This window comes from Actinosynnema sp. NPDC002837, from assembly GCF_040295345.1.
Classification (GTDB): Bacteria; Actinomycetota; Actinomycetes; order Mycobacteriales; family Pseudonocardiaceae; genus Actinosynnema.
On sequence record NZ_JBEOVG010000011.1, the window covers coordinates 15,152 to 37,513 of the forward strand.

At 74.4% G+C, this 22,362-nt stretch carries 18 protein-coding genes; 9 read left to right on the forward strand and 9 right to left on the reverse strand.

The genetic code is table 11. From position 1 onward, the window contains the following. Nucleotides 1-2 precede the first annotated feature (2 nt). Nucleotides 3-410, forward strand: a complete 408-nt coding sequence (locus tag ABTZ99_RS10710) for a carboxymuconolactone decarboxylase family protein (RefSeq protein WP_499610295.1) — start codon at nucleotides 3-5, stop codon at nucleotides 408-410. Nucleotides 411-584: 174 nt separating this feature from the next. Here the strand turns inward: ABTZ99_RS10710 and ABTZ99_RS10715 are convergent, their stop codons facing one another. Then, nucleotides 585-2,387, reverse strand: coding sequence for an outer membrane protein assembly factor BamB family protein (locus tag ABTZ99_RS10715; RefSeq protein ID WP_499610298.1), 1,803 nt, complete (start codon nucleotides 2,385-2,387; stop codon nucleotides 585-587). Between the two features lie 170 nt (nucleotides 2,388-2,557). Between ABTZ99_RS10715 and ABTZ99_RS10720 the strand changes: the two genes are divergently transcribed. Beyond that, entirely contained in the window at nucleotides 2,558-3,781 is a 1,224-nt protein-coding gene (locus ABTZ99_RS10720) for an FAD-binding protein (RefSeq protein ID WP_499610301.1), read from the forward strand. A 7-nt stretch (nucleotides 3,782-3,788) separates the two neighbouring features. Here ABTZ99_RS10720 and ABTZ99_RS10725 read toward each other — a convergent pair whose 3' ends face one another. Beyond that, nucleotides 3,789-5,591 (reverse strand): Crp/Fnr family transcriptional regulator, encoded by a 1,803-nt coding sequence (locus tag ABTZ99_RS10725; protein WP_499610305.1) that lies wholly within the window; start codon nucleotides 5,589-5,591, stop codon nucleotides 3,789-3,791. Between the two features lie 384 nt (nucleotides 5,592-5,975). On the opposite strand from ABTZ99_RS10725, the gene ABTZ99_RS10730 reads away from it, so the two are divergent. After that, nucleotides 5,976-9,059 (forward strand): ATP-binding protein, encoded by a 3,084-nt coding sequence (locus ABTZ99_RS10730; protein WP_499610308.1) that lies wholly within the window; start codon nucleotides 5,976-5,978, stop codon nucleotides 9,057-9,059. A 142-nt stretch (nucleotides 9,060-9,201) separates the two neighbouring features. Here ABTZ99_RS10730 and ABTZ99_RS10735 read toward each other — a convergent pair whose 3' ends face one another. Both ABTZ99_RS10735 and ABTZ99_RS10740 read right to left on the reverse strand, forming a co-directional pair. After that, the gene (locus ABTZ99_RS10735) at nucleotides 9,202-10,014 is read right to left on the reverse strand and encodes an ABC transporter permease (RefSeq protein WP_498778964.1); all 813 of its coding nucleotides are present in this window, start codon (nucleotides 10,012-10,014) and stop codon (nucleotides 9,202-9,204) included. Further along, nucleotides 10,011-10,955: an ATP-binding cassette domain-containing protein gene (locus ABTZ99_RS10740; RefSeq protein ID WP_499610311.1), complete on the reverse strand. Its 945-nt coding sequence runs from the start codon at nucleotides 10,953-10,955 to the stop codon at nucleotides 10,011-10,013. The genes ABTZ99_RS10735 and ABTZ99_RS10740 overlap by 4 nt, the downstream gene beginning before the upstream one ends. Nucleotides 10,956-11,353: 398 nt before the next feature. Here ABTZ99_RS10740 and ABTZ99_RS10745 point away from each other — a divergent pair, with 398 nt between their 5' ends. The 3 genes from ABTZ99_RS10745 (at nucleotide 11,354) to ABTZ99_RS10755 (ending at nucleotide 15,487) form a co-directional block, all read left to right on the forward strand. Continuing rightward, nucleotides 11,354-12,421 (forward strand): acyl-CoA reductase, encoded by a 1,068-nt coding sequence (locus tag ABTZ99_RS10745; protein WP_499610314.1) that lies wholly within the window; start codon nucleotides 11,354-11,356, stop codon nucleotides 12,419-12,421. Continuing rightward, the gene (locus ABTZ99_RS10750; protein WP_498778959.1) at nucleotides 12,418-13,794 is read left to right on the forward strand and encodes an acyl-CoA reductase; all 1,377 of its coding nucleotides are present in this window, start codon (nucleotides 12,418-12,420) and stop codon (nucleotides 13,792-13,794) included. Before ABTZ99_RS10745 ends, ABTZ99_RS10750 begins: the two co-directional genes overlap by 4 nt. 73 nt (nucleotides 13,795-13,867) lie before the next feature. Beyond that, complete coding sequence (locus ABTZ99_RS10755) at nucleotides 13,868-15,487, forward strand: methyltransferase (protein WP_498778958.1); 1,620 nt, start codon at nucleotides 13,868-13,870, stop codon at nucleotides 15,485-15,487. Between the two features lie 6 nt (nucleotides 15,488-15,493). On the opposite strand, the gene ABTZ99_RS10760 is transcribed toward ABTZ99_RS10755, so the two are convergent. Beyond that, entirely contained in the window at nucleotides 15,494-15,640 is a 147-nt protein-coding gene (locus tag ABTZ99_RS10760) for a hypothetical protein (protein ID WP_499610516.1), read from the reverse strand. Here ABTZ99_RS10760 and ABTZ99_RS10765 point away from each other — a divergent pair. The 3 genes from ABTZ99_RS10765 (at nucleotide 15,615) to ABTZ99_RS10775 (ending at nucleotide 18,079) form a co-directional block, all read left to right on the forward strand. Next, nucleotides 15,615-16,751, forward strand: coding sequence for a sugar efflux transporter (locus ABTZ99_RS10765; RefSeq protein ID WP_499610510.1), 1,137 nt, complete (start codon nucleotides 15,615-15,617; stop codon nucleotides 16,749-16,751). The genes ABTZ99_RS10760 and ABTZ99_RS10765 overlap by 26 nt on opposite strands. Further along, entirely contained in the window at nucleotides 16,748-17,314 is a 567-nt protein-coding gene (locus tag ABTZ99_RS10770) for a hypothetical protein (RefSeq protein WP_498778955.1), read from the forward strand. Before ABTZ99_RS10765 ends, ABTZ99_RS10770 begins: the two co-directional genes overlap by 4 nt. A 99-nt stretch (nucleotides 17,315-17,413) precedes the next feature. Beyond that, the gene (locus ABTZ99_RS10775; protein ID WP_498778953.1) at nucleotides 17,414-18,079 is read left to right on the forward strand and encodes a hypothetical protein; all 666 of its coding nucleotides are present in this window, start codon (nucleotides 17,414-17,416) and stop codon (nucleotides 18,077-18,079) included. Here the strand turns inward: ABTZ99_RS10775 and ABTZ99_RS10780 are convergent. Genes ABTZ99_RS10780 through ABTZ99_RS10795 form a run of 4 tightly spaced genes read right to left on the reverse strand, consistent with a single transcriptional unit; the run spans nucleotide 18,024 to nucleotide 22,349 of the window. Continuing rightward, nucleotides 18,024-18,857, reverse strand: coding sequence for an ECF transporter S component (locus ABTZ99_RS10780; RefSeq protein WP_499610317.1), 834 nt, complete (start codon nucleotides 18,855-18,857; stop codon nucleotides 18,024-18,026). The two genes, ABTZ99_RS10775 and ABTZ99_RS10780, sit on opposite strands and share 56 nt — an antisense overlap. Next, the gene (locus tag ABTZ99_RS10785; protein WP_498778951.1) at nucleotides 18,854-20,455 is read right to left on the reverse strand and encodes an ABC transporter ATP-binding protein; all 1,602 of its coding nucleotides are present in this window, start codon (nucleotides 20,453-20,455) and stop codon (nucleotides 18,854-18,856) included. Before ABTZ99_RS10785 ends, ABTZ99_RS10780 begins: the two co-directional genes overlap by 4 nt. Then, a complete protein-coding gene (locus ABTZ99_RS10790) occupies nucleotides 20,452-21,528 on the reverse strand; it encodes a CbiQ family ECF transporter T component (RefSeq protein ID WP_498778950.1) in 1,077 nt (358 codons plus the stop codon). The genes ABTZ99_RS10785 and ABTZ99_RS10790 overlap by 4 nt, the downstream gene beginning before the upstream one ends. After that, nucleotides 21,525-22,349, reverse strand: a complete 825-nt coding sequence (locus tag ABTZ99_RS10795; RefSeq protein ID WP_499610320.1) for a hypothetical protein — start codon at nucleotides 22,347-22,349, stop codon at nucleotides 21,525-21,527. The genes ABTZ99_RS10790 and ABTZ99_RS10795 overlap by 4 nt, the downstream gene beginning before the upstream one ends. Nucleotides 22,350-22,362: the final 13 nt, after the last annotated feature.

The window sequence follows — 22,362 nt, forward strand, 5'->3', positions numbered from 1 at the left end:
CGATGAGACTTGATCCGTTCGCCGGGCCGGGGTTCGCGGCGTTGGGCGCGTTGACCAAGGCCGTGGGCGACGTGGACCTGCCGGTCGGGTTCGTCGAACTGCTGCGGTTGCGGTGCTCGCAGCTCAACGGGTGCACCTACTGCATCCGGCTGCACGGCGACGCGGCCGTGGCGGCGGGGGAGACGCGTGACGTCTCCTCGTGGCGGACCGACCCGGCGTTCACGGAGCCGGAACGGGCGATGGTGGCGTTGGCCGAGGCGGTGACCCTGGTGCACGACGGGCACGTGCCGGACTCCGTCCTCGACGCGGCCATCCACGCCGTGGGCGAGGTGCGAACACAGCAAGTCGTATGGGTGGCGACCGTCGTCAACGCCTACAACCGGCTGGCGATCAGCGCCCGGCTCGGGTGACGTTGGTCAGCCCTTCAGACCGTCCATCGGGCCGGGCGTGCTGCTGAACGTGCGGGGAGGGTGTGCCGCCGACCGTCGTGCGGGGTGGGCGTGCCGCTGACGGTCGTGTGGGTCGCGGCGGTGGTCGGCGTCTGCAATCGGCTGGCGATCAGCGGTGGGCTCGCGTGATGGTGGTCAGCCCCTCAGGCCGACCACAGGGGCGGGCGTGCCGCCGAACGTCGTGCGGGTGACCACGATCGCGCCGGGGGCGGAGACGAGCCGGACGTCCCGGCGGCCACGCGAGCCCGAGCCGTCGAGGCGGACCGGCGTGGACGTGGGCGGCGAGCCGTCCAACGGCTGCGTCACCACGGTCAGCTCACGGCCGTTGTCCTCGCACGCGCGCACGTAGGTGGTGCGCGTGGTGAGGTCCGCCGTGCGCCGGGGACAGGCCTCGATCGACAGCGGTGTGGTCGCGCCGGTGGTCGGGTCGAGCGCGAGGAGGTCGGTGACCTGACCGGCTTCCGCTTGCTCCACCAAGGGCGTGACTCCGGCATCGGCGCGCACGGTCCACGGTCGTTCCGGCCGGGTCAGCACCCGTCCGGTCTCGGTGTCGAGCAGTCCGTTCGGCACCGCGTCCGGCGTGTCCCGCGCGCCGAACGTCTGGAAGAGCACGACGGCGCCGTCCGGCGTGGCCCGCAGCCGGATGTCCTGCCGCTCGCCGTTCGCGTCACCGCGCCGGACCTCGTGCCGCCACCGCTCCCGACCGGTCACCTCGTCCAGGGCGGTGACACCCAACGTGCCCGCGCACTCCACCGGCACCAGGACGGTCGTGCGGCCCCACGCCACCTGCCCGAACCACGACGTGCAACCGGCGGGCGGCGACCAGTGCCACCGTGAGCCGCCGTCGCCGAGGTCGTAGCCGGTGATCACCTCCTGGTCGCGCACCGTCAACACCCGCGTGCCGGGCATCACCTGGTCGGTCTCCACCAGCACGGACCGGACCACCATCTCGAACCGGGGTGCGCCGGTGTCCGCGTCCAGCACCACCACCGACCGCGCCCTCGTGTCGTGCACGGACCGGAAGGACACCACGACGGTCCGCCGGTCGATCGACGCCACCAACGAGCCGATCGGCGCGCCGGGCCGCGCGTACCGCCACTCCACCCGCCCGTCGGCGCCGTTCAACGCCACCACGGCCCCGTCCCGCGTGGCCACGGCGACCCCGTGCAGGACCGGCACGACCTCGACCACGTCGGCGGGCGGCTGCCAAGCCCACTGCCGCCCACCGGGCTGCTCCACCAAGGGCTCGGCCGGAAACCCCCGAGCATCCCGCGTCTCGGACCGAACGATCACCGCCTGCGCCCCCACCGGCGCCAGGAACGCCGCCACCACGACGACAACCACCGCGAGCACCCCGACGGGCCGAACCCGCCACCCACCGGACCGGGCCTGCCGGGTCACGTGATCGCCGGACGCCGCCGGTTCACCCTCGGTCGATTGCGCTGCATCGTCTTCGGCCGGCTGGGCCTGCGGTCCTGGCCTGGTTCCGGCTGATCCGGCTGGGTGCTCTGCGGCATCCGCGACCGGCGCTTGGTGTTCCGCTGAACTCCGGATCGGCGGGGCAGGTTGCCCTGAGCCGACCGGCGCCGGCTGGTTCACCGGGCCGTCGACCGGCTGCGGGCGCTGTCCTGCCAACCCGATCGCGCCGACCGCCACCGCGAGCGAACCCACCGCCAACACCGGCAGGTCGTCGCCGGTCAAGCCGATCAGCAGATCCGACACCAGGAGCCACCACACCGCGCCCGCCGACCCGGCACCCGCCACCGCCGCGAACACCCGGGCCGACCGTCCGCCGCCCACCGCCAACGCGGCCGCGAGCACGACGCCCACCGCCAACCCGATCACCGTCACGTCCGCCTCCGGCCGGGGCACCCCGCCCGACCGGAACGGCGCCCACGCGGCGCACAACGCACCCACGACCGTCAGGTAGCGCAGCATCTCGGCACCTCCCCGCGTGGGACGGCGAGCACCCGGATTCCGTTCCGCCCCGCCCGGTAATCGGGACGGTGGGCGGTGATCGCGGGCGGTGGCTGCGGGCGGAGGGAGTCGGGCGAGGTGGAGTTGGTCGACCGGCGGCGTCCCGGTGGCGATGGGGCAGAATCTGCCCGGTGAGCACCAACTGGGCAGGCAACTTCACCTTCTCCGCCGCGCGCACCGCGCACCCCACGTCCGTCGACGAAATCCAGGACGTGGTCAGGTCGGCCGGGGCGGCACGCGTGGTCGGCGCGGGGCACTCGTTCAGCACGATCGCCGACACCGACGGCACGCTGATCAGCCTCGACCGGATGCCCGAGGTGTTCGAGGTCGGCGACGGGGCGGTGCGGGTGGGCGCCGGCACGCGGTTGGCCCGCCTCGCCGAACGGCTGCACGCCGCCGGCCTCGCCCTGCCCGCCATGCCGTCGTTGCCGCACATCACGATCATCGGCGCGTGCGCCACCGCCACCCACGGCTCGGGCAACGACATCCCCTCGCTCGCCGGCCTGGTCCGCTCGCTCGACCTCGTCGCGGCCGACGGCACCATCCACACCCTGACCAGGGGAGACGCCGGTTTCGACGGCGCCGTGGTGGCGTTCGGCTCGCTCGGCGTCGTGGTGGCCGTCGAGCTGGACGTCGTGCCGACCTTCGACGTCGAGCAGCGGGTGTACCGGGACATGCCGTTCGACGCCCTGGTCGAGAACGTGGACGCCGTGTTCGGCAGCGCCTACAGCGTCAGCGCCTTCACCACGTGGCAGGGCGTGGCCCACGTGTTCGCCAAGCACCGCACGACCGACACCAGGCACGACCTGACCTGGACGGGCGCGACGCCCGCCACCGAGCCGGTGCACCCGGTGCCCGGCCAGCCCGCCCTGCACTGCACGACCCAGCTCGGCGTCCCCGGCCCGTGGCACGAACGGCTGCCGCACTTCCGCGCCGACTTCACCCCGAGCGTCGGCCGCGAGCTGCAGTCGGAGTACTTCGTGGCCCGCGAGCACGCGGCCGACGCGCTGCGGGCGCTCAACGACCTGTCCGCCGAGATCGCGCCCGTGCTGCTGACCTCCGAGGTCCGCACGATCGCCGCCGACACCCAGTGGCTCAGCCCGGTGCACGACCGGCCGAGCGTGGCGTTCCACTTCACCTGGCACCCGGACGACGCGGCCGTGCGCGCCGTGCTCCGCAAGATCGAGGCGGCGCTGAGCCCGTGGCGCCCCCGCCCGCACTGGGGCAAGCTGTTCGAGCTGGCCGACCCCGGCGAGCGGTACCCGCAGTGGGCGCGGTTCGCGCGGCTGCGCGACGAGCTCGACCCCACCCGCACCTTCCGCAACCCCTTGATCGACGGCTGGTTCACCGCGTAAGCGCCGCTCACAACCGCGCGAACCGCCGCAGCCCTTCCAGGTCGGGCACGACCACGTCGCGCCGCAGGTGGCTGACCACCACACCGGCCTTGCGCAGGTCGGCGAACGCCTTCTCGGCCGTGCGCGGCTTCATCCCGGCGATCGAGGCCAGCTCCACCTTGGTCAACGGGATGCCGAGCACCCACCCGCCGACCTCCTGGCGGCCGTGCGCGCCGACCAGCTCGGCCAGCACGCGGGCCACCCGCTCGGCGGCGGTGTGCGACAGGAAGTCGCGCCGCCGCCGGTTGGCCCACCGCAGCTGGTCGTCGATGACGCCGATCAGCTCGACGAACCCGTCGTTGCGGCGGTGCAGGAACCCGTGCAGCTCGGCGCTCGTGATCAGCTTCGCCGACACGTCACCGCACGTCACGACGGTCGCCGACCGCGGCTTGTGGTCCAGGGCGGCCAGCTCGCCCACCAGGTCGCCCGCGACCCGCACGGTGAGCACCGCGGTGTCCCCGCTCGCGTCGTTGACCAGCACCTTCACCACGCCTTCGAGCAGCAGGAACACGTGCGTGTCGGTGGCGTCCTGGACGATGAGCTCCCGGTCGGCGGCGTAGCGGACCGTGGTGCCCAGCGACATCAGCTCCTGGCGGCTGCTCTCCCGCAGCCGCGCCAGCAACGTGCCCGGCGGCCACTCCGGCGTCGCCACGTGCTGCCGCGCCGCGGGCGTGCTCGGCTTCGCGGTGGCCAGCGACCGGCCCGCGTCCGCGAACGAGGCGTACCCCCGCTCGAACGACGGATCGGGCCCCACCCCGGACAGCAACGCCTCGCACGCCCGCCGCTGCTCGTCCAGCGCCCGCACGGCCGGGTGGTCCGCGCCCAGCGCCGACACCGCCCGCATCGACGCGTCGCGCACCACGTCCAGCAGCCGCTGCGACTGGCCGCGGGTGCCGTCGAGGTGGGCGAGCTCCAGCTCGGCCGAGGCCAGGTTCGACGTCGCGATCACCGAGTGCGGGTGGTCGGCGCCGAGCCGGGTGGCGGTGCGGTCCGCGGCCGACCGCAGGCTGGGCAGGGCGAGCCGGGCCCGTTCGGCCGACCGCCGCACCCTGGCCAGCTCGAACTCCGCCGACGCCAGGTTCGCCTGCGCCACCAGCGCCCGCGGGTGGTGCGCGCCCAGCGCGTTCAGCGCCCGGTCGGTCGCGTCGCGCAGATCCGTCAACGACTCGGCGACCTCCTCGGCGTCACCGTGGTCGCGGGCGATCCGGAACCGCGCGCACATCAGGTTCAGCCGCAGCACGCACGTCTGCGGGTGGTTCGACCCGAGCACCGCCGCGTTGCGCTGTAACGCCAGCTCCAGCGCGCCCGTCTCGCTCGGTTTCGCCCGCTCCACGGCCACCGCCACCGACCCCACCGGGACCGGGTCGGCCACCGGCAGCGGGTCGAGGAAGTCGCCGACCACCTGGCGCAGCGGCGCGCCGCGGCCGAACGCCGTCGTCGGGGGCCTGCGGCGCACCTGGCGCGGCGCGGTCGTGCCCGGCTCGCGCCGACCGCGGGCCACCGACGCCAGCGCCTGCAGGTCGCGCACCCGTGACGCCTCCGGCCCGGTCGGGTCGACCAGCGCCAGCATGGCGATCAGCAACGCGTCCGCGGCGTCGGCGGAGCCGATCCGGGTCAGGGCGGCGGCGCAGCGCAGCAGGCGGTCCACGTCGCGGCGCGCGCTGAGCGCGTCCAGCGACCGCGCCAGGTCCACCGCGAGGCGGCGGGCCGCCTGCCGGTCCGGCGCGGACCGGGCCAGTACTGCTTCGAGTTCGACCATTCGGCTGTTCATCCGGCACCCCAGGTGGTTGCTCGGTCCGCGGTGGCGCGGTTCCTGCGTTCGGACGCCGTGTTCCGGCGTTCGGCCGCGGGGACTCGTGCCGCCGGAGTGGAATCCTCGTCCATAGCGGCGATATCGGTTGCTCCGGGCATTCGTTAGCGCATCCCTGACATTGTTACGGTACGAATGGTCGGATGTCCGAGTGTTATCCGCACTATTGCGGAAAACCGTGCAAGTTTTTTGTCGTAGTGAACCCCGTGCGACCGGTCTTGGGCGAGATCGACCCGCCCTACGGGAGGACCGCTCGGATTTCCGGCCGTGCCGACGCGCGTCCGGCGGCCGGGAATGGCCGTGGGGTGCGGCGCCGCGCGCCGGCCGCCGTGGCACAGTGATCGCATGCGGGTGGGGGTGTTGGGGCCGCTGGAGGTCACGGCGGACGGCACGGCGATCGAGGTCGGCGGCGCCAGGGTGCGCGCGCTGCTGGTCCGGCTGGCGGTGGCCGCCGGCCGGGTCGTCACCACCGAGGAACTCGCCGACGCGCTGTGGCCGGACGACCGCCCGGCCGACGAGGTGGCCGCGGTCCGGTCGCTGGTGTCCCGGCTGCGCCGTGCCCTGCCCTCCGACGTGCTGCGGTCCGCGCACGGCGGCTACCGGCTCGACCTGCCCGCCGACGCCGTCGACGCGCTCCGGTTCGACCGGCTCGCCCGCGAGGCCAGGGCCGCGCTGGCCGCGGGCGACCCGTCCACCGCGCGCCGGCTGGCGGCGGAGGCGGTGGCGCTGTGGCGCGGACCGGCGTTGGCCGACGCGGCGGGCGCGCCGTTCGCGGTCGGCTACGTCGCGGGCCTCGACGAGACGCGGCTGGCCGTCGTGGAGGACCGGGCCGCGGCCGACCTGGCGTGCGGCCGGGCCGAGCACCTGGTCGCCGAGCTCACCGACCTCGCCGCCCGCCACCCGCTGCGCGAACGGCTGCAAGCCCTGCTGCTGCGCGCCCTCGTCGCGACCGGCCGCCCGGCCGAGGCCCTGGCCGCCTACGAGGAGGTCCGCCGCCGGATCGCCGACGAACTGGGCGCCGACCCCGGCCCCGAACTGCGCGAGACGCACCAGGAGATCCTCCGCGCCGAACCCGCCGACCAGCCGCGCGCCGGCAACCTGCGGCTGCCGCTGACCAGCCTGGTCGGCCGGTCCGCCGACGTCGAACGGGTCGCCGGGCAGCTCGCGGGCCACCGGCTGGTCACCCTCGTCGGACCGGGCGGCGCGGGCAAGACCCGCCTCGCCACCACGGTCGCGGCCCGGCTGCCCGGCGGCGCGTGGCTGGTCGAGCTGGCCCCGGTGACCGACCCGGACGACGTGGCGCCCGCCGTGCTCGGCGCGCTCGGCCTGCGCGACCAGCGCGCCGTCGACCGGCCCGTGGCGCCGGTCGACACCATGACCCGCCTGGTGGACGTGCTGTCGCGCACCGAGGCCGTGATCGTGCTGGACAACTGCGAGCACCTGGTCGACGCGGCGGCCCGGTTCGCCGAGGAGCTGCTCGGCCGGTGCCCGAGGCTGCGCGTGCTGGCCACCAGCCGCGAACCCCTCGGCGTGTACGGGGAGGTGGTCAGCCCGGTGCCGCCGCTGGACGGTGACGCGGCCGTGCGGCTGCTCGCCGAACGCGCGGCGGCGGTGCGGCCCGGCTTCGCCGTGACCCCGGACAACGCCGGGACCGTCGCGGAGGTGTGCCGGCGGCTGGACGGGCTCCCGCTGGCGATCGAACTGGCCGCCGCCCGGCTGAGGTCGCTGTCGGTCGAGCAGCTGGCCGCCCGCCTGGACGACCGGTTCCGCCTGCTCACCGGCGGCAGCCGCACCGCCATGCCCCGGCACCAGACGCTGCGCGCGGTGGTGGCGTGGAGCTGGGACCTGCTGTCGGAGCCGGAACGGGACTTCGCCGGGCGGCTGGCCGTGTTCCCGGCGGGGCTCGACCTGGAGGCCGCCGAACGGCTCGCCGGCGCCGACGCGTTCGACCTGCTCGCGGCCCTGGTCGACAAGTCGCTGGTGCAGGTCGTGGACGGCGCCCGCTACCGGATGCTGGAGACGATCCGCGAGTACTGCCTGGAACGGTTGGCCGAGGGAGGTCGGGTCGCCGCGGCGCGGGCCGAGCACGCCGAGTACTTCCGCGACCTGGCCGAGACCGCCGAACCGCACCTGCGCGGCAAGGAGCAGCTGACCTGGATCGCCCGGCTGGAAGCCGAGCGGGACAACCTGATCGCCGCGCTGCACTTCGCCGCCGACAGCGGCGACGCGGACACGGCCGTGCGGCTCGCCGCCGCGATGGGCATGTTCTGGACCATGCGCGGCAACCGGGCCGAGTCGGTGCCGTGGCTGCGCCTCGCGCTGTCCGTGCCGGGCGACGCGCCCGCGCCGGCGCGGCAGGTCGCGTCCGCGTTCCTGCTGGTCAACAACGCGGTCACGGGCGGGTTCACGGACATCGACCACCACATCGCCCGGCTCGCCGAGCTGGTCGCCGAGTCCACCGGCGAGGAACACCCGGTGCTCGTGCTGCTGGAGCCGATGCTCGGGCTGTTCCTCGACGACGCGGAACGGGCGTTGGCGGCGGTGGACCGGCGGCTGGAGGTGCCCGACCCGTGGGCGCGGGCCGTGCTGTGGATGGTGCGCAGCGCGGTGCGGGAGAACGAGGGCGACCTGCGCGGCGCGCGGGAGGACGTCACCACCGCGATCACCGGGCTGCGCGAGGTGGGCGACCGGTTCGCGCTGGCGCAGGCGTTGACCGGCGCGGCCGAGGCGCACCTGGGCTTCGGCGAGCCCGAGGAGGCGATCGCGGCGCTGGAGGAGTCGATCCGGCTGCTGTCCGAACTGGACGCCGACGACGACGCGGCCCACGAACGGATCCTGCTGGCCACCGCGCGCGTGCAGCTGGGCGACGTGGCGCGGGCCCGGGCCGAGTGCCTGGCGTTGACCAAGCCGACGTCGCGGCCGTGGTCGGCGCGCGGTGTCGCGTTCGCCTGGCTCGTGCTCGGCGACCTGGCCCGGTACGAGGGCGACCTGGCCGACGCGGAACGGCAGTACGACGCCGCGCGGGAGTCGCTGCGGGGCGAGCCGTTGGTGGTACCGCAGTTCCACGCGCGGATCCTGACATCCCGTGCGCACCTCGCCGTGGAACGCGGTGACCGCGAGGCGGCCGTGGTGGCCGTCCGCGAGGCGTTCGAGCAGGCGATGTCGGCCAAGGACATGCCGGTCCTGGCCAGGGTCGCGGTCGCCCAAGCGGCCGTGCAAGCCCACTTCGGCAACCCGACCGACGCGGCCAGGGCGCTGGGCGCGGCCGAGCAGCTGCGCGGCGCGCCCGACGCCCGCAACCCCGAGGTGGCCCGCCTCGTCGCCCGCCTGCGCGCCGACGTGGGCGACGCCGCCTACGACCTCGCCCACGCCACCGGCGCGGCCCTCGACCGCGCCGACGCCATCGCCCTGATCCAACCCGACACCTGACCCTCACGGGCGCACGCGGGCGCCGGACGCGGACCACGAAAGCCCACACCCACCGCCCGCGTGCCAACCTCCGGAACGGGTGTGCCCTGCGTTCGGAACACCCGGGTCGAACGCTCAGGACGCCCGAGACGGAGTCCGCGGTTCAGGCACGACGGCGGTAAGCCTGCACGGCCAGTGGCGCGAACACGGCGACGAACAGCGCCGACCAGGCCACCGTCCACGCCACCGGACCGGCCACCGGGCCACCCACCATCAGGCCGCGCGCCGCGTCCATCACGTGCGTCACCGGGTTGATCTCGACCCACGACCGCAACCACCCCGGCAACGTCTCCGCCGGCGCGATCATGCTCGTGCCGAACGTCAGCGGGAACATCACCAGGAACCCGATGCCCTGGACCGCGCCCGAGGTCCGCACCAGCATCCCCACCAGCACGAACGCCCAGCTCACCGAGAACGCGAACAGGATCGCCAGCAGGCACGCCGCCAGCGCGGGCAGCACGCCGGTCTCCACCCGGAACCCCATCAGCGTGCCGAACGCCAGCAGCGACACCACCGCCACGACGTACCGGATCAGGTCACCCAGCACCGACCCGATCAACGGCGCGGACCGGCCGATCGGCAGGCTCCGGAACCGGTCGAACACGCCCTTGCCGATGTCGGTGTTCAGGTTCACCCCGGTCGCCATCCCGCCGAACATGGTCGTCTGCACCATGATCGCGGGCAGCAGCAGCTGCAGGTACTCGTGCGTGGACCCGGACACCGCGCCGCCCAGCAGGTACACGAACAGCACCACGAAGATCACCGGCTGCAAGGTCACGTCCAGCAGCTGCTCCGGCGACCGCATCGTCTTGATCAGACTGCGCCGGGCCAACGCCGCGCTGTGCCGCACGAGGGCGAACGGCCGCGGCGCCTCCGCCGGACGAGCCACCACCGGTGAAGTCGTCACCGTCGTCATGCCGCCACCTCCGTGTGCTCACCGGTCAACGTGAAGAACACCTCGTCCAGGCTCGGCAGCCGCAACGACAGCTCCGTCACCGAGATCCGCCGCTGGTCCAGCCGCCGCACGACCTCCGTGAACGCCGCGTCGCCGGCCACCGGCACGGTCACCACACCCCGCGCGGTCGACTCCGGCTGGTGCCCGGACACCTCGGCCAGCACCGCGGCGGCGTCCGCCAGCCGGGCCGGGTCCGCGGGCCGCACCAGCACGGTCTGCCCGCCGACGATCCGCTTGAGCGCCGCGGGCGTGCCGTGCGCGATCACCCGCCCGTGGTCGATGACCGAGATCTCGTCGGCCAACGCGTCCGCCTCCTCCAGGTACTGCGTGGTCAGCAGCACGGTCGCGCCATCGGCCACGAGCGTGCGCACCACGTTCCAGATGTCGTCCCGCTTGGCCGGGTCGAGCCCGGTGGTCGGCTCGTCGAGGTAGATCACGTCGGGTCGGCCGACGAGGCTCGCGGCCAGGTCCAGCCGCCGCCGCATGCCGCCGGAGTAGGTCTTGACCGGCCGCCCGCCCGCCTCGACGAGCTCGAAGTCGCGCAGCAGCTCGGCGGCCCGCGCCTTGGCCTGCGACGTCCGCAGGTTGAGCAGCTGCCCGATCAGCACGAGGTTCTGCACACCGGTCAGGTCCTCGTCCACCGAGGCGTACTGCCCGGTCAACCCGATCAGCCGGCGCACCCGCGCCGCGTCCGACACCACGTCCAGCCCGCCGACGGCGGCACGTCCGCCGTCCGGCCGCAGCAGCGTGGCCAGGATCCGCACGGCGGTCGTCTTGCCCGCGCCGTTCGGCCCGAGCACCCCCAGCACGGTCCCGGGTCGCGCGGCGAGGTCGACGCCGGCCAGCGCGGTCGTCTTGCCGTACCGCTTGACCAGGCCTTCCGCCTCGAATGCGTACTCCATGTCCGTTCCCTTTCCCTGTTGTCCGGGGACGACGGTCCGGGACGGACATGTCATCGGGCGTGCAGACGCGTGTCACGACGCATGTCACGGACGTGCCGGCCGGCGGTGGTCGCACGCCGGTCCGGCACACCGGTCGGGCGGCACCGAGGCGTTCACAGACGTTCGCAGGCGTTCCGGGCCGTTCCGCCTCCGCCCGCCGGCACCGACAGGACCGGTCGACGTTCCACTTCCCGTAGCGGAACGCGCTCGTTCGGTTCTGCGCAGGCCGTCGCTGGGTCATCCTGTGCCCCTCGAAACCCCCGGTCAGCGGTGATCCGTTCCGGGGACCGACCTTGTCGACGCGCCCGTCCGCTGCTGACCTGTCCCGAGCCCGATCTTCACCGCAGGAGGACTCCTCGATGACCGTTGCCCACGACGATCCCCACGTCGCGCGGCTCTTCGAACAGATGGCACGGCTCGTCCAGGACGGTGTCGGCGACCCGCTCGACCTCCACGAGCAGCTGGTCGAGCTGGCCGTGGCGAACTCGCCGGACGTCGCCCGGTACTGGAAGCAGGTGGGCGTGGGCGTCGGCGTGCCCGACACCGCGTACAAGGACGGAGGTCCGCACCTGTTCCCGGACGCGCCGGCGGTCCGGGTGTTCCGCACCAGCGGAACGACCGGGAGCACCCGCGGCACCGTCCGCTACTCCGCGCTCGGCCTGGAGCTGAAGGGGCTCGCCGTCGAGGCCAACGCCCGGCGGCACCTGCGGCCCGTCGACGGCGTGCGCCCGGTGGTCCTGGCGTTCGTGCCGTCCGAGGAGGCCGCGCCGGAGATGGCGATCGCGTTCGACATGGTGCGGATGGCCCGGACGTGCGGCGACCCCCGGCTCAGCACGGCCGTGATCGGCGCGAACGGGGTGGACTTCGACCTGCTGGCGCGGCGCCTGGACGCCGCGGTGGCCGAAGGCCTGCCGGTGGTGCTCATCGGCGGCACCTTCGCGTTCGTCAACGTGTGCGACGCGCTGGAGGCGCAGGGCAGGCGCTGGGAACTGCCACCCGGCTCGCAGATGTGGGACGGCGGCGGGTTCAAGGGCCGCTCGCGGGTCATGCGCGTGGACGAGCTGCACGCGGCCGTGCGCCGGGTCTTCGGCATCGAGCGGCACGGCAACATCTTCGGCATGACCGAGCTGGCCAACCAGCTCTTCGACGCCTCCGACACCCCGGTCGGTCCGCTCGGCGAACGCCCCAAGGGCAGCCACCCGGCGGGCGGTCCCAAGGTCCGCGACCCCCGCACGCGCGAGCACCTCGCGGAGGGCCGCGGCCTGCTGGAGATCACCGACCTGTCCTTGCTCGACCGGCCGCACGTGCTGCTCACCGGCGACGTCGGCATCGCCGGGCCGGAGGGCGTGGCGATCGCGGGCCGGATCGCGGGCAGCAGCCGCGGGTGCTCGCTGACCCTGGACGAGATGACGGGAGGCGCGGCATGAGCGTGTCGTGGACGCCCGGGTGGCTGACGGCCGGCGGTGTGCCGTTCACCCTCACGTCGGGCCCGCACGAGTGGCGCGGCGTGCGACCCGCCGACTGGGCCGCGGTCGGCGACGGGCTCCGGACCGCGCACGAGGAGCTGCGACGGCTGCCCGTGCGGCGGATCGTCGAGGCCGTCGACGCGGTCGCGGACCTGTGGGCCAAGCGCGACTTCACCGCCCGTCGCGCCGCGGTCCGCAACGCGGCCCTGGTCACCGGCATGTCGGAGGAGACGATCGACCGGGCGCTGGACGCCGAGCTGGGCACCCTGCGCGCCGACTCGCTGCTGGCCGCGCTCACCCGGGAGCTGGGCGACCCGGAGGTGCTCGACGGCTTCCGCGGCGGCACCACGGCGATCGGGCCGCGCACCGTGCTGGCGGTGTTCTCCGGCAACGTGCCGGGCCTGCCCGCGCGGTCGCTGGTGCGCGCCCTGCTGGTGAAGGCCTCGGTGATCGCCAAGGTCCCGGCCAAGGAGCCGCACTTCACCGCCGCGTTCCTGCGCACCCTGCACGACGTGGAGCCGGTGCTGGCCGACGCGGTCGTGGCCACCTACTGGGACCGCGCCGACGAGGCCACGCTGGAGGCGGCGCTCGGCCAGGCCGACGCCGTGATCGCCTACGGCGGCGACCAGGCGTGCGCGGCCATCCGGGCCAAGGTCGGGCCGCACCAGCTCTACGAGGAGCACGGGCACAAGCTGTCGTTCGGCATCGTCGGCGCCGAGTACGCGGCACGGCTCGGCGCCGCCGAGGTGGCGCGCCGGATCGCCGCCGACTGCAGCGACTTCGACCAGCACGCGTGCCTCTCGCCGCAGGTCTACCTGGTGCAGCGGGAGCACGCCCGCGCGATCGCCGAGCACCTGGCCGCGGCCATGCGGCGGGAGGCGCGGGACAGCCCACCCGGGACGATCGACGCCCAGGACGCCACCGTGCTGCAGCACCGCAGGCTCGTCGCCGAGTGGCGCGCGGCCACCTCGGACGACAGCGAGGTGTGGGCGCCCGAGGGTCTGGAGTGGACGGTGGTGCTGGACGACGCGCTGCGGCCGCTCAGCGGCGCGGGCAACCGGGTCGCGCGGATCGTGTCCGTGCCGGACGTGGCCTCGGCGGTCGACGCGATGCGCCCGTTCGCCGGGCACTTCCAGAACGTCGGCCTCGGCGCGGTCGGCGAGGAGTTCCGGCGGACCGCGCGCGAACTCGCCGTGCTCGGCGCGAGCCGGGTGACCGCGCCCGGCGAGATGACCAAGCCGTCGATGGTGTGGCGGCACGACGGGCAGCCGCGCATCGCCGGCCTCGTGCGCTGGTGCGACGTCGAGCTCCACCCGGAGCTCGGCAGACCTTAGCCCCGCCCGGGGTGACGAATCCGCCGTGCCCCGCTCGCGGGTGGGCTGCGGCCATCCTCTGGGAGGATCAGCAATGTCGGTGACGGTGGGCGGCGCGCCCGGCGCGCTGGGGGAGAGAGACCTCCGCAGGTTGGCGGAAACCGTGGCTTTCGTGCGGGACCGGAGCACCGGCGACGCGCTGGCCGCGGTGTTGGGCGGCGATCCACCCGCGTCCGTCTTGCGCCACTTGGAGTTCGCGCACGCCGCGGTGCTCGTCGCCGTGGCGGAGCCGTCGGACGTGGTCGGGGCGCTGGCCGAGCTCGGCGTGGACGCGCGGGAGCCGTGCCCGAGCGTGGTGGTGCGCGACCGCCTGCGCGTCCGGACCGGGCGGGATCTCGACCTGCTGATCGTGCGCGGCGCCGTCGCCGGCAGCGCGCGCGAGGTGGAGCTGTTCGTGGTGCCCGGGGGATCGGCGTTGTCCGAGGCCGACCGGGACGCCGAGTCGCACGTGGCGTTCCGCGTGACCGGCGACGACGACGTGCTGCTGCGCGGGGTGTGCGGGACGTTGCAGGACGCGGGCCTCACCGCGGACGGCGGCGGCTACAACGACCACGAGCACGCGACGATGCTCTACTTCCGCGGCCCGACCTCGGCGCGGCTGGAGCTGAGGGTCCCCGGCCGGCGCACCGCGCTGCTGGAGCGCCACGTCGGGCGGCCCGACCAGCCGCGGCGCTCGATGCTCGACCTGATGACGGGCGCGTGGCGCACCCGTGCGGTGGCCGTGGTCGCCGAGCTCGGGATCGCCGACCTGCTCGCCGACGGTCCGCTCGGCACCGCCGAGCTGGCCGCGCGCACCGGCTGCCGTGCCGACAAGCTCCGCCGCGTGCTCGCCTTCCTCGCCGCGCTGGGCGTGTTCCGCCGGGCCGGCGAGCAGTGGTCGTTGACCGAGGTGGGCACGATGCTGCGCGCCGACGCGCCCGGCTCGCAACGGGACCTCGCGCGCATCTACGGCGGCCTGTTCTACCGGTCGTTCAGCGGGCTGGAGCACACCGTCCGCACCGGTGAGAGCGGGTTCAGCCACGTGTACGGCGCGCAGCCCTTCGAGCACTTCGCCGCCCACCCGGCCGACGCGCGGCTGTTCGAGGGCGCGATGGCGGCGGGCACGACCTTCCTGGAACTGGTGCCCGGCCTGCTGGACCTGCCCGCCACCGGCACGGTGGTCGACGTGGCGGGCGGCGACGGCAGGCTGCTCGACCTGGTGCTGACCGCCGCGCCCGGCCTGCGCGGGGTGCTGTTCGACCGGCCGCACGTGGTCGGCGCCGCGGCCGACGTGCTGGCCGGCCACGGCGCACGGGCGTCGGTCGTCGCGGGCGACTTCTTCCACGACCCCGTGCCGCCGGGCGGCGACCTCTACCTGCTGTCCCGGATCCTGCACGACTGGGACGACGAGCGGTGCTCGGTGATCCTGCGCAACGTGCGCGCGGCGATGCCGGAGGGCGCGACGCTGGCCGTGGTGGAGCGGCCGATCCGGGACGACCCGCGCACGCTGCTGCCGCTGGCGTTCAACGTGCACATGATGGTCAACACCGTGCAGGGCGGCGAGCGGACCACCGAGGAGCACCGGAGGCTGTTGGCCGCCAACGGCTTCGCGCTGGAGGACATCCGCGAACTGCCGCTGGACATGGCGGTGCTGGTCGCCCGCGCCACGGTGTGAGCGCTCTCACCGGTCCGCATGCTGGAAATCGGCTTCCTCGTCGCCCACCCCGGCGACGAGGATCGCCGCCGTGCCCGCGCTGAGCGAAACCCCGGTCCGACCCAGGTCCCGACCCTTCGTGCCGCTGATGTCGGTGAGCCTGCTGACGGGCATCGGGTACGCGCTGGCGGGCCCGTTCCTGTCGTTGTTCCTGATCAAGGAGGTCCGGGCGGGCCCGGTCGCGGTCGGGGCGTTCCTGCTGATCGCCTCACTGGTGTCGATGGTGGTGAGCACGCTGCTCGGGCGGTTGTCCGACTCGCGGGCGATCCGCCGCGCGCTGCTGGTGGCGGCCGGGGTGTCGGGCGGGCTGGCGTGGGTGCTGTTCGCCGTGCTGCGGGACTACTGGCTGCTGCTGGTCGTCGCGGTCACGGTGTGGGCGGTGGCGTCCGCGCAGATCCCGCAGATGTACGCCTACGCGCGGCAGCTGCTCGAACGCAGTGGCTCGACCAAGGCGCCGTTGGTGATGAGCGGCCTGCGGACGACCATGTCGATCGCGTGGGTCGGCGGTCCGCCGCTGGGCGCGCTGGTGCTCGCGGGCAGCGGGTTCACCGGCCTGTTCGCCGTCAGCGCCGCGGTGTACGTGGTCGCCGTCGTCGTGATCCTGGTGTGGCTGCCGGAGCTGGGGCCGTCCGCGCCGCCGTCGCCCGAGGTGGCACGGCAGTCGGGGCTGCGGCGGGAGGTCGTGCTCGCGGCGGCGGCGTTCGTGCTGCTGCAGTGCGCGACATCGCTCGGCGTGACGGCGATGCCCTTGTTCGTGACCGAGAGCCTGGGCGGCACGACCCGGGACGCGGGCCTGGTGCTCGGGCTGTGCGCGGCCTTGGAGATCCCGCTGATGCTCGGCTTCGGCGCGTTGGCGATGCGGCACAACCTCAGGCTGCTCGTGCTCGGGGGCGGCGCGGTCGCGCTGGTGTACTACACGATCATGCTCCTCACCGAGGCGACCTGGCAGGTCATGGCCGCGCAGGTGCTGCACGCCGTGGTCATCTCGGCGGTGATGGGCCTGGGCATCTCCTACTTCCAGGACCTCGCGCCCGACCGGCCCGGGTACGCCAGCACACTGTTCACCAACACCTACAAGACCAGCGCGATGCTCGTCGGGCCGTTGCTCGGCCTCGCCCAGCACCTCGGCTACCGCACCGCGTACGGCATGGGGCTGGCGATGTCGGTGCTGGGGTTGGCGATGCTGCTCGCCGCACGTCCCAAGTCGGCGATACTGGCCACGTGATCGACGAGTTGCTGCGGCGCCAGGACGACTTGCAGGCGCAGGCGGACGCCGTGGTGGCCGACCTCGGGCTGCCCGTGCTGCTCTCGGCGCTGGGGGAGCCGGTCCGGACGGGCAGTTCCGCGTTGGGCCTGATGGTGGTGCCCGACATCGACATCACGGTCGCGTGCCCGTCGCTGGACCGGGACGCCGTCGTGGGGGTCGCCGCCCGGCTCGCCCGGCACGAGCGGGTGCGCGTGGTGCAGTTCCGCAAGGACGACCGCCACTGGAACGCCGAACCGGACGCCTACCCCGACGGGCTGTACGTGGGCGTGAAGTACCGGGACGGCGCCGGGCCCGAGTGGAACGCGGACATCTGGTTCGTGGACGAGCCGGAGCGCCAGCCCGACCTCGGGCACGTGCGCACCCTGCCCGACCGGATCACGCCGGCGGCCCGGGCGGCGATCCTGCTGATCAAGCACTCGCGTCCGGACTACCGCAGCTTCGACCTCTACCGAGCGGTGCTGGACGACGGCGTGCGGACACCCGGGGACTACGACCGGTGGCGGGTCACGCACGGTCAGTGAACCGACCGTTTGGTTTGCGCTCTTCGAGCGGTTCTCCGCGAAATTCGGGTCTCGGGGCCCTCGGCGTTGCTAGACCTTCCTCAGGGGGAGGAGGTCACGGTGCCAAAGGGTTTCTACACCGACGACCGCGGCCGGGTCCGGCCGGTCGCCGGCGGGGGCGGGCGGAGCAGGTCGGTGCTGCTGGCCGGCTTGATCGCGCTGAGCGCGGTCGGGTACGGGGGAGCGGTCGGCCTCAGCGCGGGCGGCTCCGGTGGCGGTGGCGGTCCGGGGCCGAGCGTCGAGGAGCGCAAGGCCGAGGGCGGCGACCTCGCCCGGCGGGGTGACGCCGACGGCGCGTGGCGGCGGATGGGGCTGCACGGGCTCAAGCGGACGGAGAAGCAGCAGGCCGCGTGCGTGGACGCGGCGTTCGGCGCGGTGCGGGAGTTCCTGCGGAGGACCGGGTGCACGTCGATGGACCGGGTGCTGTTCACCGTGGGGGACGACGTGGGCAACTCGGCGGTGATCGCGGTGGCCTGGGTCGCGTTCGGCTCGCGGGGCGACGCGCAGGAGTTCCAGGCCCTCATGGACGCGCCCGGGACCGGTGACGTGAAGGCGCTGGGCGCGGCCCAGGTCGGGCTCGCCGACGTGGCGTTCACCGGCGCCAACTACGGCTCGGACCGCGACCGGACCACGGTCACCGTCGCCGAGGCCGAGATCGCGACCGGCTACGTCACGCCGGAGGTGCTGGACGCGTTGGCGGAGGTGGCGGCGCAACTGCCCCGGTGAACCGGGGATCGCCGAACGACGCCCGGCGGGCGGCCCGGCGCAACGTGCGCAGCAGCACCGGACCGGTCACGAGCACCAGGATCGTGGTGGTGACCGCGCGGCCGACGTCCCAGCCCAGGGACGTGGCCAGGCTGAACGCCACCACGCGCACCAGGTTGTCCAGGATCGGCGCGCCGGGTTGGAAGGACAGCGTGGTGCTGCCCGCGCTCAACGCGAACGGCCAGAACGACAGGTTCAGCAGCAGCCCGTAGACCAGGGACGCGATGCCGCTGTACGCGGCGAGCAGCGCGAGCTCGGCCTTGCCGCGCGCCGACGGCAGCAGACCCGCCCCCAACGCCACCCAGGCCGCGCCGAGCATCTGGTACGGCAACCACGGCCCCACACCGCCCGTGAGCAGGGCGGAGGCGAACAGCACGGTGTTGCCGAGCACGAACCCGAACCCGGGCCCGAACACCCGGCCGCCGAGGATCAGCAGGAAGAACACCGTCTCGATCCCCGCCGTGCCCGCGCCGAGCGGGCGGATCGCCGCGCCCAACGCGGACAGCACGCCCAGCATCGCCACGGCCTTCGCGTCCAGGCCGCCCTCGCTGATCTCGGCCAGCACGACGGCCAGCACGAGCGGCAGGAGGAGGGCGAACGTCCACGGTGCCGTCGCGCCCTGCGCGATGCCGGCGTCCGCGGAGACCAGCAAGGGCCACCCGAAGGCGACCACGCTGATCGCCGCCGCCACGGCCAGGGCGAGGGTGGCGCGTGGCCGGATCCGAACCGGGGGGTTCACCGGGCCGCCAAGGCCGCGCGGACGTCCGCCACCGTCAGCCACGGCAGCGGGGCGAGCACCTTCGCCACCTGCGGCGAGAAGACCGGGGACGCGGTGACCACCTCGGCGGTCGGTCCGTCGGCCACCACCTCGCCGTCGGCCAGCACCACGACCCGGCTCGCGTACTCCGCCACGAACTCCACGTCGTGCGTCGCCAGCACGACCGCGTGGCCGTCGTCGGCGAGCTCGCGCAACGCCGCCGCGAGCCGCGTCTTCGCCGGGTAGTCCAAGCCACGCGTCGGCTCGTCCAGCAGGACCGCCCGCGGCGACGGGGTGAGCGCCACGGCCAGCACCAGGGCGAGCCGCTGCCCCTCCGACAGGTCACGCGGGTGCCGGTCGTCCGGGATGCCCGGCGCCAGCCGGTCCAGGAACTCGCGGCACGTGCCCCCGGCCTTGCCCGACTCGCGGTCCGCCTGCGCGCACTCGCCGCCGACGGTGTGCAGGTACAGCAGGTCACCGGGCTGCTGCGGCACCAGGCCGATGGCCTTGCGCCGCGGACCCGGCTTGAGCGTCGCCGGGTCCACGCCGTCCACCGCGACCTCGCCGCCGGACCGCTTGCCCGTGCCCTGCACCGCCCACAGCAGGCTCGACTTCCCCGACCCGTTGCGACCCATCACCGCCACCCGCTCACCCGCGCCGACGCGCAACGACACACCGCGCAGGGCGTCCACAGCGGAGTAGCGCACGCGCAGGTCACGCGCGTGCACCAACTCCGCCGACCGCGGCGGTGACGCCGCCGGCGGCCGGGGCAGGCGGTCCCGCAGCGGACCGGCCAACCGCCGCGCGTCGCGGATCGACACCGGCACCGACTCCCACCCGGCCAGCTGGCCCAACCGCACCACGGGCGGCGCGACCGGGGCGTCCGCCAGCACCGGGCCGGGCTCGCCCGCGACCGGCGGCAGACCACCGCCGGGCAGCCACACCACGCGGTCGGCGTACTGCGCGACCCGTTCCAACCGGTGCTCCGCGATCAGCACGGTCATGCCCAGGTCGTGCACCAGCCGGTGCAGCGCGGCCAGCACGTCCTCCGCCGCACCGGGATCCAGCGCCGAGGTCGGCTCGTCCAGCACCAGCACGCGGGGGTGGGCGGTCAGGGCGGCCCCGACGGCCACGCGTTGCTGCTGCCCGCCCGACAACGTCGCCAGCGGCCGGTGCCGCAGGTCCGCCAGGCCCAACAGGTCCAACGTCTCCTCGACCCGCTTGCGCATCACCGGCTGCGACAGCGCCAGCGACTCCATCGAGTACGCCAGCTCCTCCTCGACCGAATCGGTGACGAACCCGGCCTGCGGGTCCTGCGCCACCAGGCCCACCACGTCGGCCAGTTCGCGCGGCGGGTGGGTGCGGGTGTCACGGCCCGCCACCAGCACCCGGCCGGTGAGCGTGCCGCCGGTGAAGTGCGGCACCAGGCCGTTGACCGCGCGCAGCAGCGTCGACTTGCCCGACCCCGTCCGCCCGACCACCAGGCAGAACTCGCCTTCCGGCACGTGCAGGTCCACCGCGGCCAACGCGGGCGCGTCGGCGTCGCGGTAGGTGACGGAGACGTTCTCGAACCGGATCACGTGTTCACCTTGCTCCTGGCGCCGACGTTCCTGGCGATGATGACGGGCGCGAGCGCGCACAGCAGACCGGCCGCGGGCAGCAGCGGCAGTTCGGGCACGGTCAGCGGCACGGTGCTCGGCGTCAACGCGCCGCCGCCCAGGTCCTGCGGCGCGAGGTACGTCGCCAGCGCCGCGACCAGCCCCGACCCGATGATCACCAGCTCGCGCGGGCCCCACCGGTCCGGCCGGTACCGGCTGCGCCGCACCCGCCGCGACCCCGTCCACAAGCCCGTGATCGCCAGCGCCGAGCCCACCACCAGCATCGGCGTGCCGACCACGCCCGGCGCGCCGCCGCCGAGCAGCCCGTAGGCGCCGACGCACAGCCCCAGCAACCCGCCGAGCACCAGCGCACCGGTCACCACCCTGGTCCGCCTCGGCAGCCCCGCCGTCCGGCCGTACCCGCGCGAGTCCATCGCCGCGGCCAGCACCAGCGACCGCTCGAACGCGTCCTCCAACACCGGCACCATCAGCACCCGCATCGCCTTCACGCCGCGCACCACGTCACCCCGCAACGCCCGCGCCCGCCGCACCGACCGCGCGCTGGCCACCAACTGCGGCGCCACCGTCAACGCCACCACCACCGCCACGCTCACCTCGTACAACGCGGCCGGCAACGACCGCAGCAGCCGCTTGGCGTTGGCCAACGCGTTCGCCGCGCCGACGCAGCACAGCAACGTCGCCAGCTGGAGCCCTTGGTACAACGCGAACGCGAGCCCCTCGGCGCTGACCGGGCCGCCCAGCCTGATGCCCTTCGTCCACTCCGGCAACGGGATCTCCGGCAACGTCACCAGCACCGTCGGCCCGCTCACCCCGCCCAGCAGCACGTGCAGCACGACCCGGATGGCGAGCACCACCAACGCGAACTTCAGGAACACCCCGTAGGCGCCGGCCCACGGGGTGTCCTCCCGGCAGGACACGGCCACGTACCCCGCGACCGCGATCACCAGCGCCAACAGCACCGGGTTGGTGGTGCGGCCCGCCACGGCGGCGAGGCACAGCGCCCAGAGCCACCACGCGCCGGGGTGCAGGCTCACTCCGTCGCCTTGGCGCGCCGGCGCGCGGTCCACAGCCCCAGACCGGCCAACGCGGCGATCACCACGATCCCGACCACCAGGCCGACCGTGCCGCCGGACGACGTGCCCGCCGTCGGCTCCACGGCCACCGACGTCTCGCCCGTCGGCGCGGTGGAACCCGACGTCGTGCTGCCAGACGTCGTCACCGACGAGGGCGGCGGAGTCGTCGTCCCGGCCGTGGTCGACGCGGACGTCTCGGACTGCTGGGTGGTCTGCTGCGTCGGCTGACCCGGTTGTGGTGGCGCGGGTTGCGCCGGCTGCCCGGGTTGCGCGGGCTGACCGGTCTGACCCGGCGCGGGTTGTTGCGGCGCGGGCTGGGTCGGTTGCGGCGCGGGCGCGGGGGCCGGCGGTGCGATGCCCGGCGGCTCACCCGCGCCGAACGACCAGCCCTCGACGCTTCCCGGAGCGGGGTCGTACGCGCCGGCGCTCGTGCTGCCGTACACCCACGAACCGCCGGGTCGGCCGTGCCAGTAACCCCAGTACGCGGTGGTCGGGGACGTGTTCACGCACGGGTCGCTGCTCGGCTTGCCGTTGATCCGGCACACGAAACCGGGCTGCCGGGACGCGAACGTGTAGCCGAACCCGGCAGCGGTCAGCGCGGCCGTGCCCGAGGCGGGATCGCCCGGCGCGCAGCCCGTCTGCACGCCACCGCCCAGGGAGCGGAAGTCCACGACCACCGTGACGCCCGAGCAGTCGGCCGCCCACGCGGTCGGCGGTGCGGACGTCAGGACGAGCCCCACGGCGGCCAGCGCCGTCAGGCCGCGCCGCAACCGGCCGGTCATCGTGTCACGAGCG

What these genes read in the sequence shown, in the direction of transcription:
- ABTZ99_RS10710 (WP_499610295.1), top strand. Translation starts at nt 3, where the DNA reads ATGAGACTTGATCCGTTCGCCGGGCCGGGGTTCGCGGCGTTGGGCGCG.
- ABTZ99_RS10715 (WP_499610298.1), bottom strand. Translation starts at nt 2,387, where the DNA reads ATGCTGCGCTACCTGACGGTCGTGGGTGCGTTGTGCGCCGCGTGGGCG.
- ABTZ99_RS10725 (WP_499610305.1), bottom strand. Translation starts at nt 5,591, where the DNA reads ATGAACAGCCGAATGGTCGAACTCGAAGCAGTACTGGCCCGGTCCGCG.
- ABTZ99_RS10730 (WP_499610308.1), top strand. Translation starts at nt 5,976, where the DNA reads ATGCGGGTGGGGGTGTTGGGGCCGCTGGAGGTCACGGCGGACGGCACG.
- ABTZ99_RS10735 (WP_498778964.1), bottom strand. Translation starts at nt 10,014, where the DNA reads ATGACGACGGTGACGACTTCACCGGTGGTGGCTCGTCCGGCGGAGGCG.
- ABTZ99_RS10740 (WP_499610311.1), bottom strand. Translation starts at nt 10,955, where the DNA reads ATGGAGTACGCATTCGAGGCGGAAGGCCTGGTCAAGCGGTACGGCAAG.
- ABTZ99_RS10745 (WP_499610314.1), top strand. Translation starts at nt 11,354, where the DNA reads ATGACCGTTGCCCACGACGATCCCCACGTCGCGCGGCTCTTCGAACAG.
- ABTZ99_RS10750 (WP_498778959.1), top strand. Translation starts at nt 12,418, where the DNA reads ATGAGCGTGTCGTGGACGCCCGGGTGGCTGACGGCCGGCGGTGTGCCG.
- ABTZ99_RS10755 (WP_498778958.1), top strand. Translation starts at nt 13,868, where the DNA reads ATGTCGGTGACGGTGGGCGGCGCGCCCGGCGCGCTGGGGGAGAGAGAC.
- ABTZ99_RS10765 (WP_499610510.1), top strand. Translation starts at nt 15,615, where the DNA reads ATGTCGGTGAGCCTGCTGACGGGCATCGGGTACGCGCTGGCGGGCCCG.
- ABTZ99_RS10760 (WP_499610516.1), bottom strand. Translation starts at nt 15,640, where the DNA reads ATGCCCGTCAGCAGGCTCACCGACATCAGCGGCACGAAGGGTCGGGAC.
- ABTZ99_RS10795 (WP_499610320.1), bottom strand. Translation starts at nt 22,349, where the DNA reads ATGACCGGCCGGTTGCGGCGCGGCCTGACGGCGCTGGCCGCCGTGGGG.